11 protein-coding genes and 1 pseudogene are annotated in these 15425 nt (G+C 71.6%); 2 read left to right on the forward strand and 10 right to left on the reverse strand.

From position 1 onward, the window contains the following. Positions 1-20 precede the first annotated feature (20 nt). From GHR20_RS14120 to GHR20_RS14165, 10 genes and pseudogenes are all read right to left on the reverse strand, one after another. Complete coding sequence (locus GHR20_RS14120; protein ID WP_111586671.1) at positions 21-425, reverse strand: cytidine deaminase; 405 nt, start codon at positions 423-425, stop codon at positions 21-23. Then, entirely contained in the window at positions 422-1714 is a 1293-nt protein-coding gene (locus GHR20_RS14125; RefSeq protein WP_153813368.1) for an ABC transporter permease, read from the reverse strand. Before GHR20_RS14125 ends, GHR20_RS14120 begins: the two co-directional genes overlap by 4 nt. Beyond that, on the reverse strand, positions 1714-2841 hold the full coding sequence (locus tag GHR20_RS14130; protein ID WP_148026645.1) for an ABC transporter permease: 1128 nt from the start codon (positions 2839-2841) through the stop codon (positions 1714-1716). Before GHR20_RS14130 ends, GHR20_RS14125 begins: the two co-directional genes overlap by 1 nt. Beyond that, the gene (locus GHR20_RS14135; protein WP_243878347.1) at positions 2838-4364 is read right to left on the reverse strand and encodes an ABC transporter ATP-binding protein; all 1527 of its coding nucleotides are present in this window, start codon (positions 4362-4364) and stop codon (positions 2838-2840) included. Before GHR20_RS14135 ends, GHR20_RS14130 begins: the two co-directional genes overlap by 4 nt. 245 nt (positions 4365-4609) lie before the next feature. Next, on the reverse strand, positions 4610-5665 hold the full coding sequence (locus GHR20_RS14140; protein ID WP_153813370.1) for a BMP family ABC transporter substrate-binding protein: 1056 nt from the start codon (positions 5663-5665) through the stop codon (positions 4610-4612). 675 nt (positions 5666-6340) lie between these two features. Next, positions 6341-7570, reverse strand: coding sequence for an amidohydrolase (locus tag GHR20_RS14145; RefSeq protein ID WP_181516668.1), 1230 nt, complete (start codon positions 7568-7570; stop codon positions 6341-6343). Positions 7571-7987: 417 nt separating this feature from the next. Next, complete coding sequence (locus GHR20_RS14150; RefSeq protein WP_243878022.1) at positions 7988-8989, reverse strand: hypothetical protein; 1002 nt, start codon at positions 8987-8989, stop codon at positions 7988-7990. Positions 8990-9356: 367 nt separating this feature from the next. Further along, positions 9357-10295 (reverse strand): N-acetylneuraminate synthase family protein, encoded by a 939-nt coding sequence (locus GHR20_RS14155; RefSeq protein WP_153813371.1) that lies wholly within the window; start codon positions 10293-10295, stop codon positions 9357-9359. A gap of 10 nt (positions 10296-10305) precedes the next feature. Further along, positions 10306-11588, reverse strand: a pseudogene (locus GHR20_RS14160) (N-acylneuraminate cytidylyltransferase). A 17-nt stretch (positions 11589-11605) separates the two neighbouring features. Beyond that, positions 11606-12916, reverse strand: coding sequence for a DUF6716 putative glycosyltransferase (locus tag GHR20_RS14165; protein ID WP_153813372.1), 1311 nt, complete (start codon positions 12914-12916; stop codon positions 11606-11608). A 199-nt stretch (positions 12917-13115) separates the two neighbouring features. Here GHR20_RS14165 and GHR20_RS14170 point away from each other — a divergent pair, with 199 nt between their 5' ends. Continuing rightward, positions 13116-14093, forward strand: a complete 978-nt coding sequence (locus GHR20_RS14170) for a glycosyltransferase family 2 protein (protein WP_153813373.1) — start codon at positions 13116-13118, stop codon at positions 14091-14093. Next, positions 14090-15424: a polysialyltransferase family glycosyltransferase gene (locus GHR20_RS14175; protein WP_153813374.1), complete on the forward strand. Its 1335-nt coding sequence runs from the start codon at positions 14090-14092 to the stop codon at positions 15422-15424. Before GHR20_RS14170 ends, GHR20_RS14175 begins: the two co-directional genes overlap by 4 nt. Position 15425 lies beyond the last annotated feature (1 nt).

Genomic DNA, 15425 nt, shown 5'->3' on the forward strand with positions numbered 1-15425 from the left:
GCAGGAGGGCCGTACGGGAATTACTTGGTGAGATGGTCCGGGCCGAACGCCTGGGGCAGCATCTCGGACAGCGGCAGGACGCCCGCGGGGGTGTCCAGGAGCAGTTCCGGGCCGCCGAACTCGAACAGCAGCTGACGGCAGCGCCCGCACGGCACGAGGAGCGCGCCCTCGCCGTCCACGCAGGTGAAGTGCGTCAGCCGGCCGCCGCCGGTGCGCTGGAGCTGCGATACCAGGCCGCACTCCGCGCACAGGCCGAGGCCGTACGAGGCGTTCTCGACATTGCAGCCGGTGACGGTGCGGCCGTCGTCGGCCAGGGCGGCCGCGCCGACCGGGTAGCCGGAGTAGGGGGCGTAGGCGTGCGCCATCGCCTCCCGGGCCTCGGCGCGCAGCGCCTCCCAGTCGAATCCGGCCGCGTTCTTCGTCACTTGCCCTGGCCCTTCCGGTACCGCATGCCGTCCGCCTTCGGCATCCGCAGGCGCTGCGCGGACAGCGACAGCACCAGCAGCGTGACGACGTACGGCGTGGCGCCCACGAAGTCGCTCGGCACCTCGTCGGTGAACAGGTACCAGACCAGGACGACCGCCGCCACGACCAGGCTGATCGCGCCGTGCCAGGCGGCCTTGCGGTACACCTTCCAGGCGGCCAGGGCGACGAGCAGGACGACCAGCAGGAGCAGCAGCGCGTGCACGGTCGTACCGCCGTTGCGCAGCTGGAGGGCGTCGGAGTAGCCGAACAGGCCCGCGCCCATCGCGAGGCCGCCCGGCCGCCAGTTGCCGAAGATCATCGCGGCGAGACCGATGTAGCCGCGGCCGCCGGTCTGGCCCTCCAGGTAGGTGTGCGAGGTGACCAGCGCGAGGAAGGCGCCGCCGAGACCGGCGAGACCGCCGGAGACGGCCACGGCCGCGTACTTGTAGGTGTACACGTTGACGCCCAGCGACTCCGCCGCGACCGGGTTCTCGCCGCAGGAGCGCAGCCGCAGCCCGAAGGGGGTGCGCCACAGCAGCCACCAGCTGCCCACGAACAGGGCCGCGGCCAGGATGGTCACCACGGACAGGTGGGTGACCAGGCCGCCGATGACGCCGGCGAGGTCGGAGACCAGGAACCAGTGGTGCTGCTCCAGCGTCTGGAGGCCGTCGGACAGACCGGGGATCGTGATGTCCGGCAGGGCGTCCGCGGGCGGGGACTGCTTGGGGTTGCCGCCCGCGTTGGCCGCGGCGTCGCCGGTGAAGCTCAGCTTGGCGAGGTACTGGGTGGCACCCAGCGCGAGCAGGTTGAGCGCGACACCGGAGACGATGTGGTCGACGCCGAAGGTGATGGTGGCGACCGCGTGCACCAGACCGCCGAGGACACCGAAGCCGATGCCGCACAGCAGGCCGAGCCAGGGGCTGGACTGCCAGCCGGCCCAGCCGGCGCCGAAGGTGCCGAGGATCATCATGCCTTCGAGGCCGATGTTGACCACGCCGGCCCGCTCCGACCACAGACCGGCGAGACCGGCGAGGCCGATCGGCACGGCGAGCCCGAGGGCGGCGCTGACCTGGCCCGCGGAGTCCAGGTCCTGCGAGCCGGTGATCACCCGGACCGCGGCCAGGAGCAGCAGGCCGCCCGCGACGAGCACCAGGATCTGGCCGAGGGAGCGGCTCGAACCCTTGGGCGCCCCGGCGCCCGCGGCCTTGGGCGCCGCCGGCGGCGGCGCGTCGGTCATCGTGGCAGTCATCACGCCACCTCCAGCTTCTTCGTCGGGGCGGCGGCCTGGGCGGCGAGTTCGGCGCCGACCTTCTGCTGCTGGCGCTTGAGGCCGTAGCGGCGCACGACCTCGTAGGCGATCACGACGCACAGGACGATGACGCCCTGGATCACGCCGAGGATCTCCTTGTCGTAGCCCTGGAACTCCAGGTGGTTGGTGGTGCGCTCCAGGAAGCCCCACAGCAGGGCGCCGAGCGCGATACCGATCGGGTTGTTGCGGCCGAGCAGCGCGATGGCGATGCCGGTGAAGGCGATACCGGTCGGGAAGTCGCTGCTGAACTGGTAGCTCTCGTTGAGCAGGGTCGGCATGCCGATCAGACCGGCCGCCGCACCCGAGATGATCATGCTGGTGACGACCATCTTCTTCACCGAGACACCGCTCGCGGTGGCCGCGCTCTCGGACTGGCCGACGGTGCGCAGGTCGTAGCCGAAGCGGGTGCGGCCGAGGACGAACCAGTAGGCGATGCCGACGAGCACGGCGACGACGATGAAGCCATCCAGGTCGCCGCCCGGACCGGTGTTGATCAGGAAGAAGTGCGAGGCCGACGGGAGCGGCCTGGTCGCGACGACGGTGCCGCCCTGGTAGAGGTGGGCGAGCTTGCCGGGCTGGAGCAGGTAGCCGATGATCGCGGTGGCGATCGAGTTCAGCATGATCGTCGAAATGACCTCGCTGACACCCCGGGTCACCTTGAGGACACCGGCGATGGCCGCCCACACCGCGCCGGTCGCCATGGCGCAGATCAGGATGAGCAGCATGGAGAGCCAGCCCGGCAGGGTCAGCGCCCCGCCGAGGACGGCGGCGAAGAACGCGGCGAGCCGGTACTGGCCGTCGACACCGATGTTGAACAGGTTCATCCGGAAGCCGATGGCCACCGAGACGCCCGCGAGGTAGTACGTGGTCGCCTTGTTCAGGATGTAGACCTGGCTGTCGCTGGCGAAGCCGTAGGTCATCATGTCGCTGAAGGCGGGGCCCGGGTTCTTGCCGGTCGCGAGGATCACCAGGGCGGTGATGACGAGCGCGGCGACGATCGCGAGCAGCGGGGCCGCGATCCCGAGGAGCAGCCGCTCCTTGTCGATCCGTGAGGTCAGCTTGTTCATCGGGCGTCGTCCTCCGCGTGCTCCAGGTGGCCGGTGGCCGCACCGGTCATGGCGGAGCCCAGCTCCTCGGGGGTGATGGTGGCGGGGTCGGCGTCGGCGACCAGGCGGCCCCGGTACATCACCCGCAGGGTGTCGGACAGGCCGATCAGCTCGTCCAGGTCGGCGGAGATCAGCAGCACGGCCAGGCCCTCGCGGCGGGCCTCGCGGATGTGGTCCCAGATGGCCGCCTGCGCGCCGACGTCCACACCGCGGGTGGGGTGGGCGGCGATGAGCAGCTTGGGGGCGTGGCTCATCTCGCGGCCGACGATCAGCTTCTGCTGGTTGCCGCCGGACAGCGAGGCCGCGGTGACGTCGATGCCGGGGGTGCGGACGTCGTACGACGCCACGATCCGCTCGGTGTCGGCACGGGCGGCCTTGTTGTCGAGCAGGACGCCGCGGGAGTTGGGCTTCTCGGTGACGTGGCCCAGGATGCGGTTCTCCCACAGCGGGGCTTCAAGCAGCAGGCCGTGGCGGTGGCGGTCCTCGGGGATGTAGCCGATGCCGGCCTCGCGGCGCTGCCGGGTGGCGCGCTGGGAGATGTCGGCGCCGTCCAGGGTGATGGTCCCGGCGTCCGGGTGGCGCATGCCCATGATGGCCTCGACCAGCTCGGACTGGCCGTTGCCCTCCACACCGGCGATGCCGAGGACCTCGCCCTTGTGGATGGTCAGCGAGACCTTGTCGAGGATGACGCGCTCGATGCCGTCGAGGTCGGTCTGGCCCAGGTGCAGGCCCTCGATGGTGAGCATCGGGACGTCGGTGACCGTGGACTCCTCGGTCTCCGGGGTGGGCAGCTCGCTGCCGACCATCATCTCCGCGAGCTGGCGGGGGGTGGTGGAGGCCGGCTCGGCGGTGCCGACCGTCGTACCGCGCCGGATGACGGTGATCTCGTCGGCGACGGACAGCACCTCGCCCAGCTTGTGGGAGATGAAGATGACCGTGAGGCCCTCGGCCTTCAGCTCGCGCAGGTTGTCGAAGAGCGCGTCGACCTCCTGCGGCACGAGCACGGCGGTCGGCTCGTCGAGGATGAGGGTGCGGGCGCCGCGGTAGAGGACCTTGAGGATCTCCACGCGCTGGCGGTCGGCGACGCCCAGTGCCTCCACGAGGACGTCGGGGCGCACGTTCAGGCCGTACGCGTCGGAGATCTCCTTGATCTTCGCGCGGGCCTTGCCGCCGATGCCGTGGAGCTTCTCGGCGCCGAGGACGACGTTCTCCAGGACGGTGAGGTTGTCGGCGAGCATGAAGTGCTGGTGGACCATGCCGATGCCGCGCGCGATGGCGTCGCCGGGGTTGCTCAGGACGGCCCGGTCGCCGTCGATCGTGATGGTGCCCTCGTCCGGCTGCTGCATACCGTAGAGGATCTTCATCAGGGTGGACTTGCCGGCGCCGTTCTCACCGCACAGGGCATGGACAGTGCCCTTGGCGACGGTGATGTCGATGTCTCGGTTGGCGACGACGCCGGGGAAACGCTTGGTGATGCCGCGCAGTTCGACGGCAGCGGGAGGGCTGGACGCGTTGATGGCGCACTCTCCTCGGGGAAAGGGGCTGCGTAAGGGGAGGGAGGGCAGGCGTCGGCGACGCTAGCGCGGCAACTCTTAGCTACACGCGTAGAGTTGACACATTGTTATGGCCCGGCGAAGGGAGCGCGAACGGCTCCCCGCGCCGAGCCGAGGTCCGGTCGGGCCGGACCCTTACCTGCTGCTCAGGCCGGATGCCTGGCACTCAGGCCGGATCAAGGGGTGGTCTTGACCTTGATCTTGCCGTCGACGATGTTCTGCTTCGCGGCGTCCAGCTTGGGCTGGATGTCCTTCAGGTAGCCACCGCTGGTGGCCAGGGAGACACCGCCCTTGGCGAGCGAGTACACGTTGTTGCCCGCGAGCGGCTTGCCGTTCTTGACGGACTGGATGAAGTCGAAGACGCCGACGTCGACGTTCTTGACCGCGGAGGTCAGGATGGAGCTCTTGTACTTCGACATGCCCGGGATGTTGTACTGGTCCGAGTCCACGCCGATCGCCCAGGCGCCCTTGACGCCGTTGACGGCCTCGATGGCGCCGGTGCCGGAGGAGCCGGCCGCGGAGTAGACGACGTCGGCGCCGTTGTCGAGCATGCCCTGGGCGGCCTGCTGGCCCTTGTCCGGGCTGGAGAAGCCGGAGGTGTCCTGGCCGTGGCTCAGGTACTGGACGTCGACCTTCACCTTGGGGTTGGTGTCGTGCACGCCCTGCACGTAACCGGCCTGGAACTTCTTGATCAGCGGGTTGTCGACGCCGCCGATGAAGCCCACGTGGGTCTTCTTGGTCTTCAGCGCGGCGGCGACACCGGCCAGGTAGGAGCTCTGCTCCTCGGTGAAGGTGATGCTGTCGACGTTCTTGCCATCCACGACCGAGTCGACGATGCCGAAGCTGGTCTTCGGGTACTTCGCGGCGATCTTCTGCACCGACGGGGCGTAGGCGTAACCCACGGCGACGATCGGGTTGTAACCGGCATCCGCGAGGTCCTGGAGGCGCTGCTCGCGGTCGGCCTCGGTGTCCGAGGTCTTCGCGGTCAGCTCCTTGATGGAACTGCCGAACTGCTTCTCGGCCTTGTCGGCACCGCGCGCGGCGGAGTCGTTGAAGGACCGGTCACCACGGCCGCCGACGTCGTAGGCGAGACCGATCTTGATTCCGCCCTTGGCGCCACCCGAAGAGGAAGAGCTGGCGTCGTCGGAGGACGTCTTGCCACACGCGGTGGCGGAAAGGGCGAGGGCTGCGGTGGCGAGACACGCAGCGGAAAGCTTGGCTACCCGGCGCACGGGAAGGCTCCTTCACCTGACCTGAGCGCCATGTCGGCGCTTGAGCCGAACACCCCGGCGGCGTCGGCTTCGCGGCATCGTAACGCGCGTAGATGTCGCAAAAAACCCCCTCTCGAAGCCGTTATCGATTCGAGGCAAACAGCATCTGAACTCGCTCCCCGAGTCCTCTCACGCGGCTGCTGCGTCCGGCGAACGATTGGCTTGCGGGTCTGTTGCGCGGGCCGGGGCGGGAGGCTAGGGCTGGCCTGGGACGGGAGGGCGCGAGAGCGGGAGAGCGGGGAAGGCCCGGGGGGTGCGGGGGCGCGGCCGGAGTGGCGGCCGGGACGCGGCGGCGGGCGGGCCTGTGGGGCCGGCGGGCGGGGAAGACCGCAGGGCGAGGGGTGCGGCAGAGATGCGGCCCGAGGCGCGGGCGGGGGCGCGGCGGCGGGGCAGGACCGGTGGGGCTGACGGGCACGGAAGGGCGCGGGGCGGCAGGGGCACGACCGGGATGCGGCCGGGACGTAGGCCGGGGCAAGCGGCCGGAGTGCGGGCCGGAGTGCGGCCGAGACGCGGGCCGGAGCGGCGGCGGTGGGCCGGGACCCGTGGAAGCGTCCGGCCCAGGCGGGGCTGCCCGCCCGCCGCCTGGGCCGGCCACCGCCGCGGGCTGTCTCCCCGGGGCCGGCTCCGTCGGTCCCGTCAGCCGTCGTTGTCGTCCAGGAACGCGGCCGCGGTGAACATCTCCACGCCGACCGTGATGGCGTGCTCGTCGGCGTCGAAGTCGCCCTGGTGCAGGTCGCGCACCGTGCGTTCGCCGGGGCGGCGGACGCCGAGGCGAGCCATGGCGCCGGGGACGTGCTCCAGGTACCAGGAGAAGTCCTCGCCGCCGAGGCTCTGCTCGGTGCTCTCCACCGAGTCCCGGCCCCGGCGGGCGGCCATCGCGCGGCGCAGCAGGTCGGCGGAGCCCTTGTCGTTGACGACGGGCGGCACCCCCCGTACGTAATTGATCTCCGACTTGGCCCGGTGCATGGTGGCGACCTCGTCGATGGCCGCGTGCACGATGTCGGGCGCCTGCCGCCACGCCTCCAGGTCCAGGCAGCGCACGGTGCCGGAGAGCTCGGCGTGCTGCGGTACGACGTTCGGGGCGTGGCCCGACTCGATACGGCCCCAGGTGAGGGCGAGGCCGACGCGGGTGTCGACACGGCGGGCGATCAACGCGGGGACGTCGACGGCGACGCGGGCGGCGGCGGTGACCAGGTCGGTGGTCAGGTGCGGGCGGGCGGTGTGGCCGCCGGGGCCGTCCAGGGCGACCTCCAGGCGGTCGCAGGCGCTGGTGATGGGCCCGTGCCGCAGCCCGACGCGGCCGGCGTCGACGCGGGGGTCGCAGTGCACGGCGAGGATCCGGCCGACCCCGCTCAGCACGCCGTCCGCGATGGCGGCGAGGGCGCCGCCGGGCAGCACCTCCTCGGCGGGCTGGAAGATCAGCCGTACGGGACGGGGGAGCAGCCCCTTCTCGTGCAGGTCGGCGAGGACGAGGCCGGTGCCGAGCACCACGGTGGTGTGCATGTCGTGGCCGCAGGCGTGCGCGCGGTCGGGCACGGTGGAGCGGTACGGGCAGTCGGTCTTGGTGTCCGGGATGGGCAGCGCGTCGATGTCGGCCCGCAGCGCCAGCACCGGTACGACGGGGCGCTCGCCCTCTTTTACGCCGATGTCGCACACGAGCCCGGTTCCGGTGGCGAGGACGCGGGGGCGCAGCCCGGCCTTCTCCAGCCGCTCCTTGATCGCGGCGGTCGTGCGGAACTCCTGGTTGCCCAGCTCGGGGTGCATGTGCAAGTCGCGGCGGAAGGCGACCAGTTCGGCGTGCAGGGACTCGCTCAGCACGCCGGGGAGCACATCCCCCGGGAGGCCGGACTCGGGCTCTAGGGACATCAATTGCTTCACCCTCTGAAGGGTAGGACGCCCGGGTGGTCAACTGCCCCTGGATCAACAAAAGTTCAGCCCGTTAGGGGAAGAAAATCTGACCGCTGGACGCATGACTGTGGACTGTGTTGGGTAAAACCACTTTTTTCTTCTTCCACGCATACCACGCCGTGGCCGGGTCACGCTCGCCATGTCCACGAACCGGACCTCCACTCGGCCCGCAGCCACTAGGGTCGCGAGCCGGGCCCGAGACGAGCGAGGACTTCCCGCGGGCACAGGAGTCACCGGGTCCGGTGCTGGCCGCGCCCGTGTGTCGGGAGCCCGTGGGGGGGGGAGAGCAGGGCACGGACGTTCATCCTGGCCAGGCGGCCGTGAGGCGGCGGGGCGGTGGGTAGGGGTTCTGAACGAGCTCTCACCCTGAGCGGGCTACGCGAGGCTCACCGATGTCAGCCGGTGGACGTCGCGGGCCGTTCCCGTCACGCCCGACAGGAAGCCCTGGGCGCGGGGGGAGGCGTTCTCCGTCAGCCAGGCCGGGTCGATGTCGCACACGGCGACGCGGACACCGGTGCCGGCCAGGGCCAGCGGGAGGGTGTGGACGACGGTGGAGGGGAAGCTGAGGATCGTACGGCCGATGGGGCCGCGGCGGGCGATCAGCTCCAGGGGCAGGTCCGGGCGGACGATCTCCAGGCCGGTCTCCCTGGCCAGGCGGTGGAGTTTCTCCGTGCTCTCACGGCGGTGGGCGAAGTAGCGGGTGGTGCCGTGCGCCTTGGCCAGGGTGCGGACGGCCTCCAGATAGGCATCGCCGTCGACCACGCCCGTCTCCACCAGGGACGTGCCCACCATGTCGGCGCTCCTGGTGATCCGCGGCGGCCCGAAGCGGGCCCGGGTCCAGGAGAAGTCGTTGGCCGTGACCGTGACGCCCTCGGGGGTCTCGCGCACCGGCATCGAGGAGAAGACCTCCACCCGGCGGCGCGCGCTGGGCGTCAGCCGGCGGCGGGCCGAGGAGGACACCGGCGCGAAGAGCAGATCGCGGGGGCCGGGGCGGCCTCCCTTGCGGTGCCAGCGCACCAGGCGTTCACCGCGGGCGAGTTGGGCGACGAACTCCATCGTCGCGGTGCCGTCGTCCACCACCACCAGGTCGCGCGCCCGGGTGATGGTCAGCAGCAGCTGGACGTAGCGGGAGAAGGGGTCGCCCATGACCACGCGGTCGGCGCGGCGCAGCAGGCCGCTGAGGCCGCCGATGGTGGCGAAGGGCGCGGTCGGGCCGCCGCGGGCCTCCTCCCAGCGCACCCGGTGCCCCTCGTCCCGGGCCAGATCGGCCATGCGGCGCAGCTGGCCCCGGGTCATGGGGTCGGTCGGGGCGAGGACGACGACCGTGAGATCGGCGTCGGCCGGGACGGCGGTGGCCCCGGCAACCGTCCGCCGCACCTGCGCGGGGACGGAGGAGAGCGGGCCGGAGGCCGGTACGGACGCCGGTGTCTGGTCCCGCGCCGGTGCCGGTCCCTGGGATGGTGCCGGTCCCTGGGATGGTCCCGGTGCCGGTGGCCCGTCGGAGGCCGGTGGGCCGGGGTCCGGCGGGGCGGTCGCACCCCCCGGCGCCCCGCCCCCGGCCGGGCGCTCCCACCCGGTACCGGACGGGCGTCCGCGCCGCGCAGCCCGTGCAGATGCGCCCACTCCAGCACGTTGAGCAGCTGGACCGGGCTCTCCACGAAGGCGAGCGTGCGGGTGGGGTGGCCGGTGCGGCCGGTGCGGGGGCTCATCGGGGTGCGACCGTCCCGTCGTCAGTGACCTGGATTCACACCGTGACCGGCTCGCCGGCGGCGGCCGCGATCTCCGCCTCGGCGACGACACCGGCGTGGCGGCGCAGCTTCTTCATCGGGCCGAGCTCGGAGTCGTAGACCTTCTTGACGCCGTCGCCGAGGGAGGACTCGATGGTGCGGATGTCGCGCACCAGGCGGGTCAGGCCCTGGGGCTCGACGGAGGCGGCCTGGTCGGAGCCCCACATGGCGCGGTCGAGGGTGATGTGGCGCTCGACGAAGGTGGCGCCGAGGGCGACGGCGGCCAGCGTGGTCTGCAGGCCCGTCTCGTGGCCGGAGTAGCCGATCGGGACGTTCGGGAACTCCTTCTCCAGCGTGTTGATCACGCGGAGGTTCAGCTCCTCGGCCTTCGCCGGGTAGGTGGAGGTGGCGTGGCACATCAGGATGTTGTCCGAGCCGAGGACCTCGACCGCGTGGCGGATCTGCTTCGGGGTGGACATGCCGGTGGAGAGGATGACGGAGCGGCCGGTGCCGCGCAGGGCGCGCAGCAGCTCGTCGTCGGTCAGGGAGGCGCTCGCCACCTTGTGGGCGGGGACGTCGAACTTCTCCAGGAAGGCGACGGCCTCGGTGTCCCACGGGGAGGCGAACCAGTCGATCCCCTTCTCCTTGCAGTACGCGTCGATCCGGCGGTACTCGTCCTCGCCGAACTCCACGCGGTGGCGGTAGTCGATGTAGGTCATCCGGCCCCAGGGGGTGTCGCGCTCGATGTCCCACTGGTCGCGCGGGGTGCAGATCTCGGGGGTGCGCTTCTGGAACTTGACGGCGTCGCAGCCGGCCTCGGCGGCGACGTCGATCAGCTTGAAGGCGTTCTCCAGCTCACCGTTGTGGTTGATGCCGATCTCGCCGCAGATGTAGACGGGACGACCGGGGCCGACCTCGCGCGAACCGAACGTACGCAGACGGGAGTTGGTGCTCATCAGGGGGTCCTTACTTGGGGAGGGAATCGAGAGAGGGGCCGAGGATCCAGCTGGCGATCTCTCGGATCGCGCCGTCGCCGCCGGGCAGGCCGGTGACCGCGCGTGCGGCGCCGCGTACGACGTCGTGAGCGCTCGCGACCGCCACGGGCCAGCCCACGAGGGCGAAGCACGGGAGGTCGTTGACGTCGTTGCCGACGTAGAGCACGCGCTCCGGCGCGATGCCCTGCTCCTCGCACCACTGCTTGAGGGCGAGGTCCTTGCGGTCGATGCCGTGCAGCACGGGGAGCTTCAGCTTCCGGGCGCGGGCGGCGACCACAGGGTTCTGTTCCGTGGACAGGATCAGCATCCGCAGGCCGCTCCTGCGCAGCGCGGCGATGCCGAGTCCGTCCCCGCGGTGCACGGAGACGAGTTCCCGTCCGTCGGAGTCGATCAGCACCCGGTCGTCGGTCTGGGTGCCGTCGAAGTCGAGTACGACCGCGTCGATGTCGTCGGCCGTGGGGAGCGAACCGGGGCGGTCCGCGTCGAAGAGGGGGCCAGGGCGCGGGCGCGCGCGAGGTCGTGCGGGTCGTCGATCTCCAGGACCCGCGCGGGGTCGGTGCGCACCAGTTCGGTGCGGCCGAAGAAGCGGTGCCCGTGCGCGCGGAAGCCGGCCGCGTCCATCGCGTACGCGGCGCCGGTCTCCAGGAAGTCCTGGGGGCGGTCCTGGCGGCGGGGGCGGTACGACTTGTCGTGGTTCACCCCGACGCCGCCCTCGCCCGCGGTGCCGCGCTCGCCTCCCGTGCCCCGCTCGCCTCCCGTGCCGCTCCCGCCTTCCGTGTCGCTCTCGCGCCAGACGAAGCCGTGGAAGGGGGCCACCGTCACCGCGGTGTCGGCGCCGTTCTCCACCACCGCGCCGGCCACCCCGTCGATGTCCTCGCGGACGATGAAGGGGCTGGTGCACTGCACGAGGAGGACGACGTCGACGGCCGCGCCGTGCAGTGCCTCGTGGGCGTCCATGGCGTGCCGCACGGCGGCCTCGGAGGTGGCGGTGTCCCCGGCGATGGCGGCCGGGCGGAGCACCACCTCGGCGCCCGCCGCGCGGGCGGCGGCGGCGATGGCCTGGTCGTCGGTGGAGACCACGACATCGGTCACCAGACGGGTGGCGCGGCACTCGCGCACGGCGCGGGCCACCAGCGGGACGCCGCCGACCGGGGCGAGGTTCTTCGCGGGCACGCCCTTGGAGCCGCCGCGGGCGGGGATCACCGCGAGCACCCGGCGCACCGTCGCGCCCTGGCTCGCTTGCGGGTGGGACATCCGATCTCCTTGAGAGGTCACAGCTCCCCCATCCGCCGGATCACCGGGGCGACCCGCTGGACGCCGTGCCGGTAGGCGCCGCGCGCGGCCCGGCGCACGATCTGGCGCACGGGCCCCGGCGCCTTGTCGGCGGTGGGCGCGCCGGGCAGCGGGGCGCCGTCGGGGCCGAGGTGGTGGCGGGCGAGGATGCCGGGCAGATAGCCGGGCGCGGTCTCGGGGGTGTAGTAGGGGGTCAGGGGCGGCAGGCCGCCGGGGCGGCCGAGCAGCGTGGTGATGCGCTCGCGGGCCGCGTCGAAGGCGGTCTCGTACGAGCCCTCGGCGGCGACCCCCTGGCGGGCCACCCACTCCGCGTCGGGGGCGGGCCGGTGCCCGGCGTCCAGCTGGTCCCAGGAGGCGAGGCAGCCGGAGCCGGTGAAGTGGTGGTTGCCGAGCGCCTCACGCACCCCGAGGTCGGTCAGCACGACCGTGGGGACCCGGCGGTGCAGGGCCTCCAGGGCGGCCGTGGAGCTGACCGTGACCAGCAGGTCGGTGCGGTCGAGGACCTCGCCCATGTGGCCGTACACCAGGCGGAAGTTGTCGGGTACGTCCTTGCCCTGGACCAGCTTCTGGTAGGGCAGCTCCTCGATGTGGGTGGTGTGTTCGCCGGGCTTGGAGCGCAGTTTGAGCAGCACCTCCCGCTCGGGGTGCGTGCGGGCGTGCCGGATGAGGCGGTCGAGGAGGTAGGCGCGGTCGCGGCGGTTGTCCGGGACCGACGGCTGGGCCGCGAACACCACGGTGTACGGCTCGTGTTCACCGGTGTACGGCGCCCCACCGAGGAAGGGCAGCGCGACCTCGGTGACCGAGCCGGCGTCCGCGCCGACCCCCTCGTACACGGCGCGGAACCGGTCCGCGTCGTGGCGGGAGTTGGCGAGGACCAGGTCGGCGCCGTGCCGCAGCAGCAGGCCGTCGGCGAGCTTCTCGTAGACGACGCCGACGTAGCCGGTGACGACGACGGGCCGGGGGCCGGTGCCCCACGCGCCTCGCAGGCCGTGCAGCATGGCCTGCACTCCGCCGCCGACGAGCGCCACCACCAGTACGTCGTACGGCTCCTGGCTCATCGCGTGCAGGAACTCGACGCCGGTGACCTCGCTGAGGGAGTCGGCGCGGACGCCGACCTCCTGGAGCTGGCGGGCGGTCGGGGTGGCTCGTCCGCGCAGGAGGTAGCCGTCGAGCCGGACCTCGGCAGCCGCCGGAGTGAGTCGCCGCGCGGTGAGCGCGCCCCACTTCCATCGGGTGTCGGAGTCCGCGAGGACGGCGACCCGCAGGGACTTCGTAGCACTTGCTGGCACGTCCAAGACGCTAGGAAGCCATTCCGCCGTTCCGCCCAACCCGAATGCAACAAACGGTTAACAGCACATCGCCGAATGACGAATCGGCTCGCGGCGGGCCCCGGAAAAGGCCCGGTTCACAGCTTCGCCACGTGCCATTCACCCAGTATCAAGCAAGGCGTCAAGACGAATGACGGGCATCCCCCCTAACGTCCCTGACGTGGTCAAGCTCTCCGTCATCGTGCCGTTCTACAACGTGCAGCAATACGCACCCGACACGCTCAGGAGCCTGAAGGCGAACGCGCGTGAGGACTTCGAATTCATTCTCGTCGACGACTGTTCCCGCGACGGGACGCCCCAGATTCTCGCGCGCGCGGAGCGCGAGCTGCCCGGAGCGGTCCTCGTCCGGCACGAGCAGAACGGAGGTCTGGCGACCGCGCGCAACACCGGTATCGACCGCGCGCGCGGCGAGTATCTGACGTTCCTGGACGGCGACGACTGGCTCGCCCCCGGCTACTTCTCCCAACTGGTCTGCGCCATCGAGGAGTTGGGCGTCGATTTCATCCGCACCGACCATGTGCAGTGCACCGCGCGGGCCCGCCAGGTGCAGCGTGTGCCGGTCGGCCGGCGGGGCCAGGTGCTCAGCCCGCGGGAGGCGATCCTGCCCGCGGACCGCTCCACCTCGGTGGACTACGCGTTCGCCTGGGCGGGCGCCTACCACCGCAGACTGGTCGACCAGGGCCTGCTGCACTTCACCGACGGGCTGCGCACGGCCGAGGACCGGCCGTGGATCTGGAAGCTGCACCGGGAGGCGGAATCATTCGCCGCGGTGAGCCTGCTCGGCGTGTTCTACCGGCGCGGGGTCGCCTCCTCACTCACCCAGATCGGCGATGTGCGCCAGCTCGATTTCATCCGGGCATTCGACCAGGTGATCGCGGAAACCGCGAAGGACCGGGACGCGGACGCACTGCTGCCGAAGGCGGTCCGTACCTATTGCGCCATCATTTCCCATCATCTGGGATCCATCGAAAGGTTCGAGCCTGCGGTGGCGAAAAAACTGAAATCCCTGAGTGCCGCCGCACTGCGCCGCATGCCGCAGGACGTGCTGGAGGAGGCGCTGGACTCCATGGACCTGCTGCGCGCCACCAAGCTGCGCCGGCTGCGCCGCCGCCCCGCCGCCGCGGGAGCCGCCGCGTGACCACCCAGATCTTCCAGGCGTCCACGCTGTACGGCATCGCCACCCTCGCCGCCGCCCTGGACTCCGGCTGCTTCGACTCCGCCGACCGGCGGATCCTGCTGGTCTGCAACAACGCGGCGACGCCCGAGACCGCTCCGGGCCCGGACGAGATGCCCGGGTTCGAGCGGCTGCGCGACCGGTTCGACGACGTGATCTCGTACAACGAGACGATCTTCCCGTTCCACCCGGGCGGCTGGGCCCCCCGGGTCGACGACATGCCGCTGTGGGAACGCTTCCTGCGCCACGAGTGGGAACTGGGCGCCGAGGACGTCGAGTTGGCTGTGGAGTCGATCCAGGTCAACCCGGCGCTGGCGCTCGGGCAGATCTTCAACGGCGCGCCGGTCACGGTCTACGCCGACGGCCTGATGTCCTACGGCCCGACCCGCAACAAGATCGACCCGCTGGTCGGCACCCGGGTCGACCGGGTGCTCCACCTGGACCTGGTGCCGGGCCTCGCCCCGCTGCTGCTGACCGAGTTCGGGGTGCCCGGCGAACTGGTGCCGACCTCCGCCTTCACCAAGGTGCTCGCGGAACTCGCGCCGGTGGCCGAGGAGTTGCCGACCGTCGAGGAGCCCGCGCTGCTGCTCGGGCAGTACCTGTCGGCGCTGGACATCCTCACCGCCGAGCAGGAGGAGGACCTGCATGTGCGGATGCTGAAGGGCGCCGCCGAACTGGGCCACACCACCGTCGTGTTCAAGCCGCACCCCACCGCGCTGGCCCGCTACACCCGCTCGCTGGAGCAGGAGGCGGAGCGGCTCGGTGTCGAACTGACCGTCGTGGACACCCCGGTGCTCGCCGAGGTGCTGTACCAGCGGATGCGTCCCGCGCTGGTCGTGGGCTGCTTCTCCACGGCCCTGCTGACGGCCTCCGCGCTCTACGGCCTGCCGGTCGCCCGGGTGGGCACGGAGCTGCTGCTGGAGCGGCTCGCGCCGTACGAGAACAGCAACCGGATTCCGGTGACCGTCGTGGACGCGCTGCTGCCCGATCTGGCGGACGGGGCCGCGGTCACCGCGCGGCGCCCGGGCATGGACGCGGAGCGGCTGGGCGCGCTGGTGCGGGCGGTGGGCTTCGCGATGCAGCCGAAGATCCTGCCGAGGCTGCGCGCCGAGGCGGAGGCGTGGCTCGCGGCGAACTTCGGCCCGCGGACGTCCCGTTACTTCAAGCGCCGCCGGCTCACCTCGCTGGCGCTGCCCGGCGGGATTCCCGCGCAGCTGGCGTTCATCCCGCGCAACGCCACCGTGCGCAGGGTGGCGAAGAAGGCGCGCAGCCTGCGCAGGACGGTACGGAGCTGAG

Source organism: Streptomyces sp. SUK 48 (genome assembly GCF_009650765.1).
Lineage (GTDB): Bacteria > Actinomycetota > Actinomycetes > Streptomycetales > Streptomycetaceae > Streptomyces.

Excerpts from the sequence above, each read along its gene's own strand:
- GHR20_RS14155 (WP_153813371.1), bottom strand. The coding sequence starts at position 10,295 with ATGAGCACCAACTCCCGTCTGCGTACGTTCGGTTCGCGCGAGGTCGGC.
- GHR20_RS14125 (WP_153813368.1), bottom strand. The coding sequence starts at position 1,714 with ATGACTGCCACGATGACCGACGCGCCGCCGCCGGCGGCGCCCAAGGCC.
- GHR20_RS14145 (WP_181516668.1), bottom strand. The coding sequence starts at position 7,570 with ATGTCCCTAGAGCCCGAGTCCGGCCTCCCGGGGGATGTGCTCCCCGGC.
- GHR20_RS14130 (WP_148026645.1), bottom strand. The coding sequence starts at position 2,841 with ATGAACAAGCTGACCTCACGGATCGACAAGGAGCGGCTGCTCCTCGGG.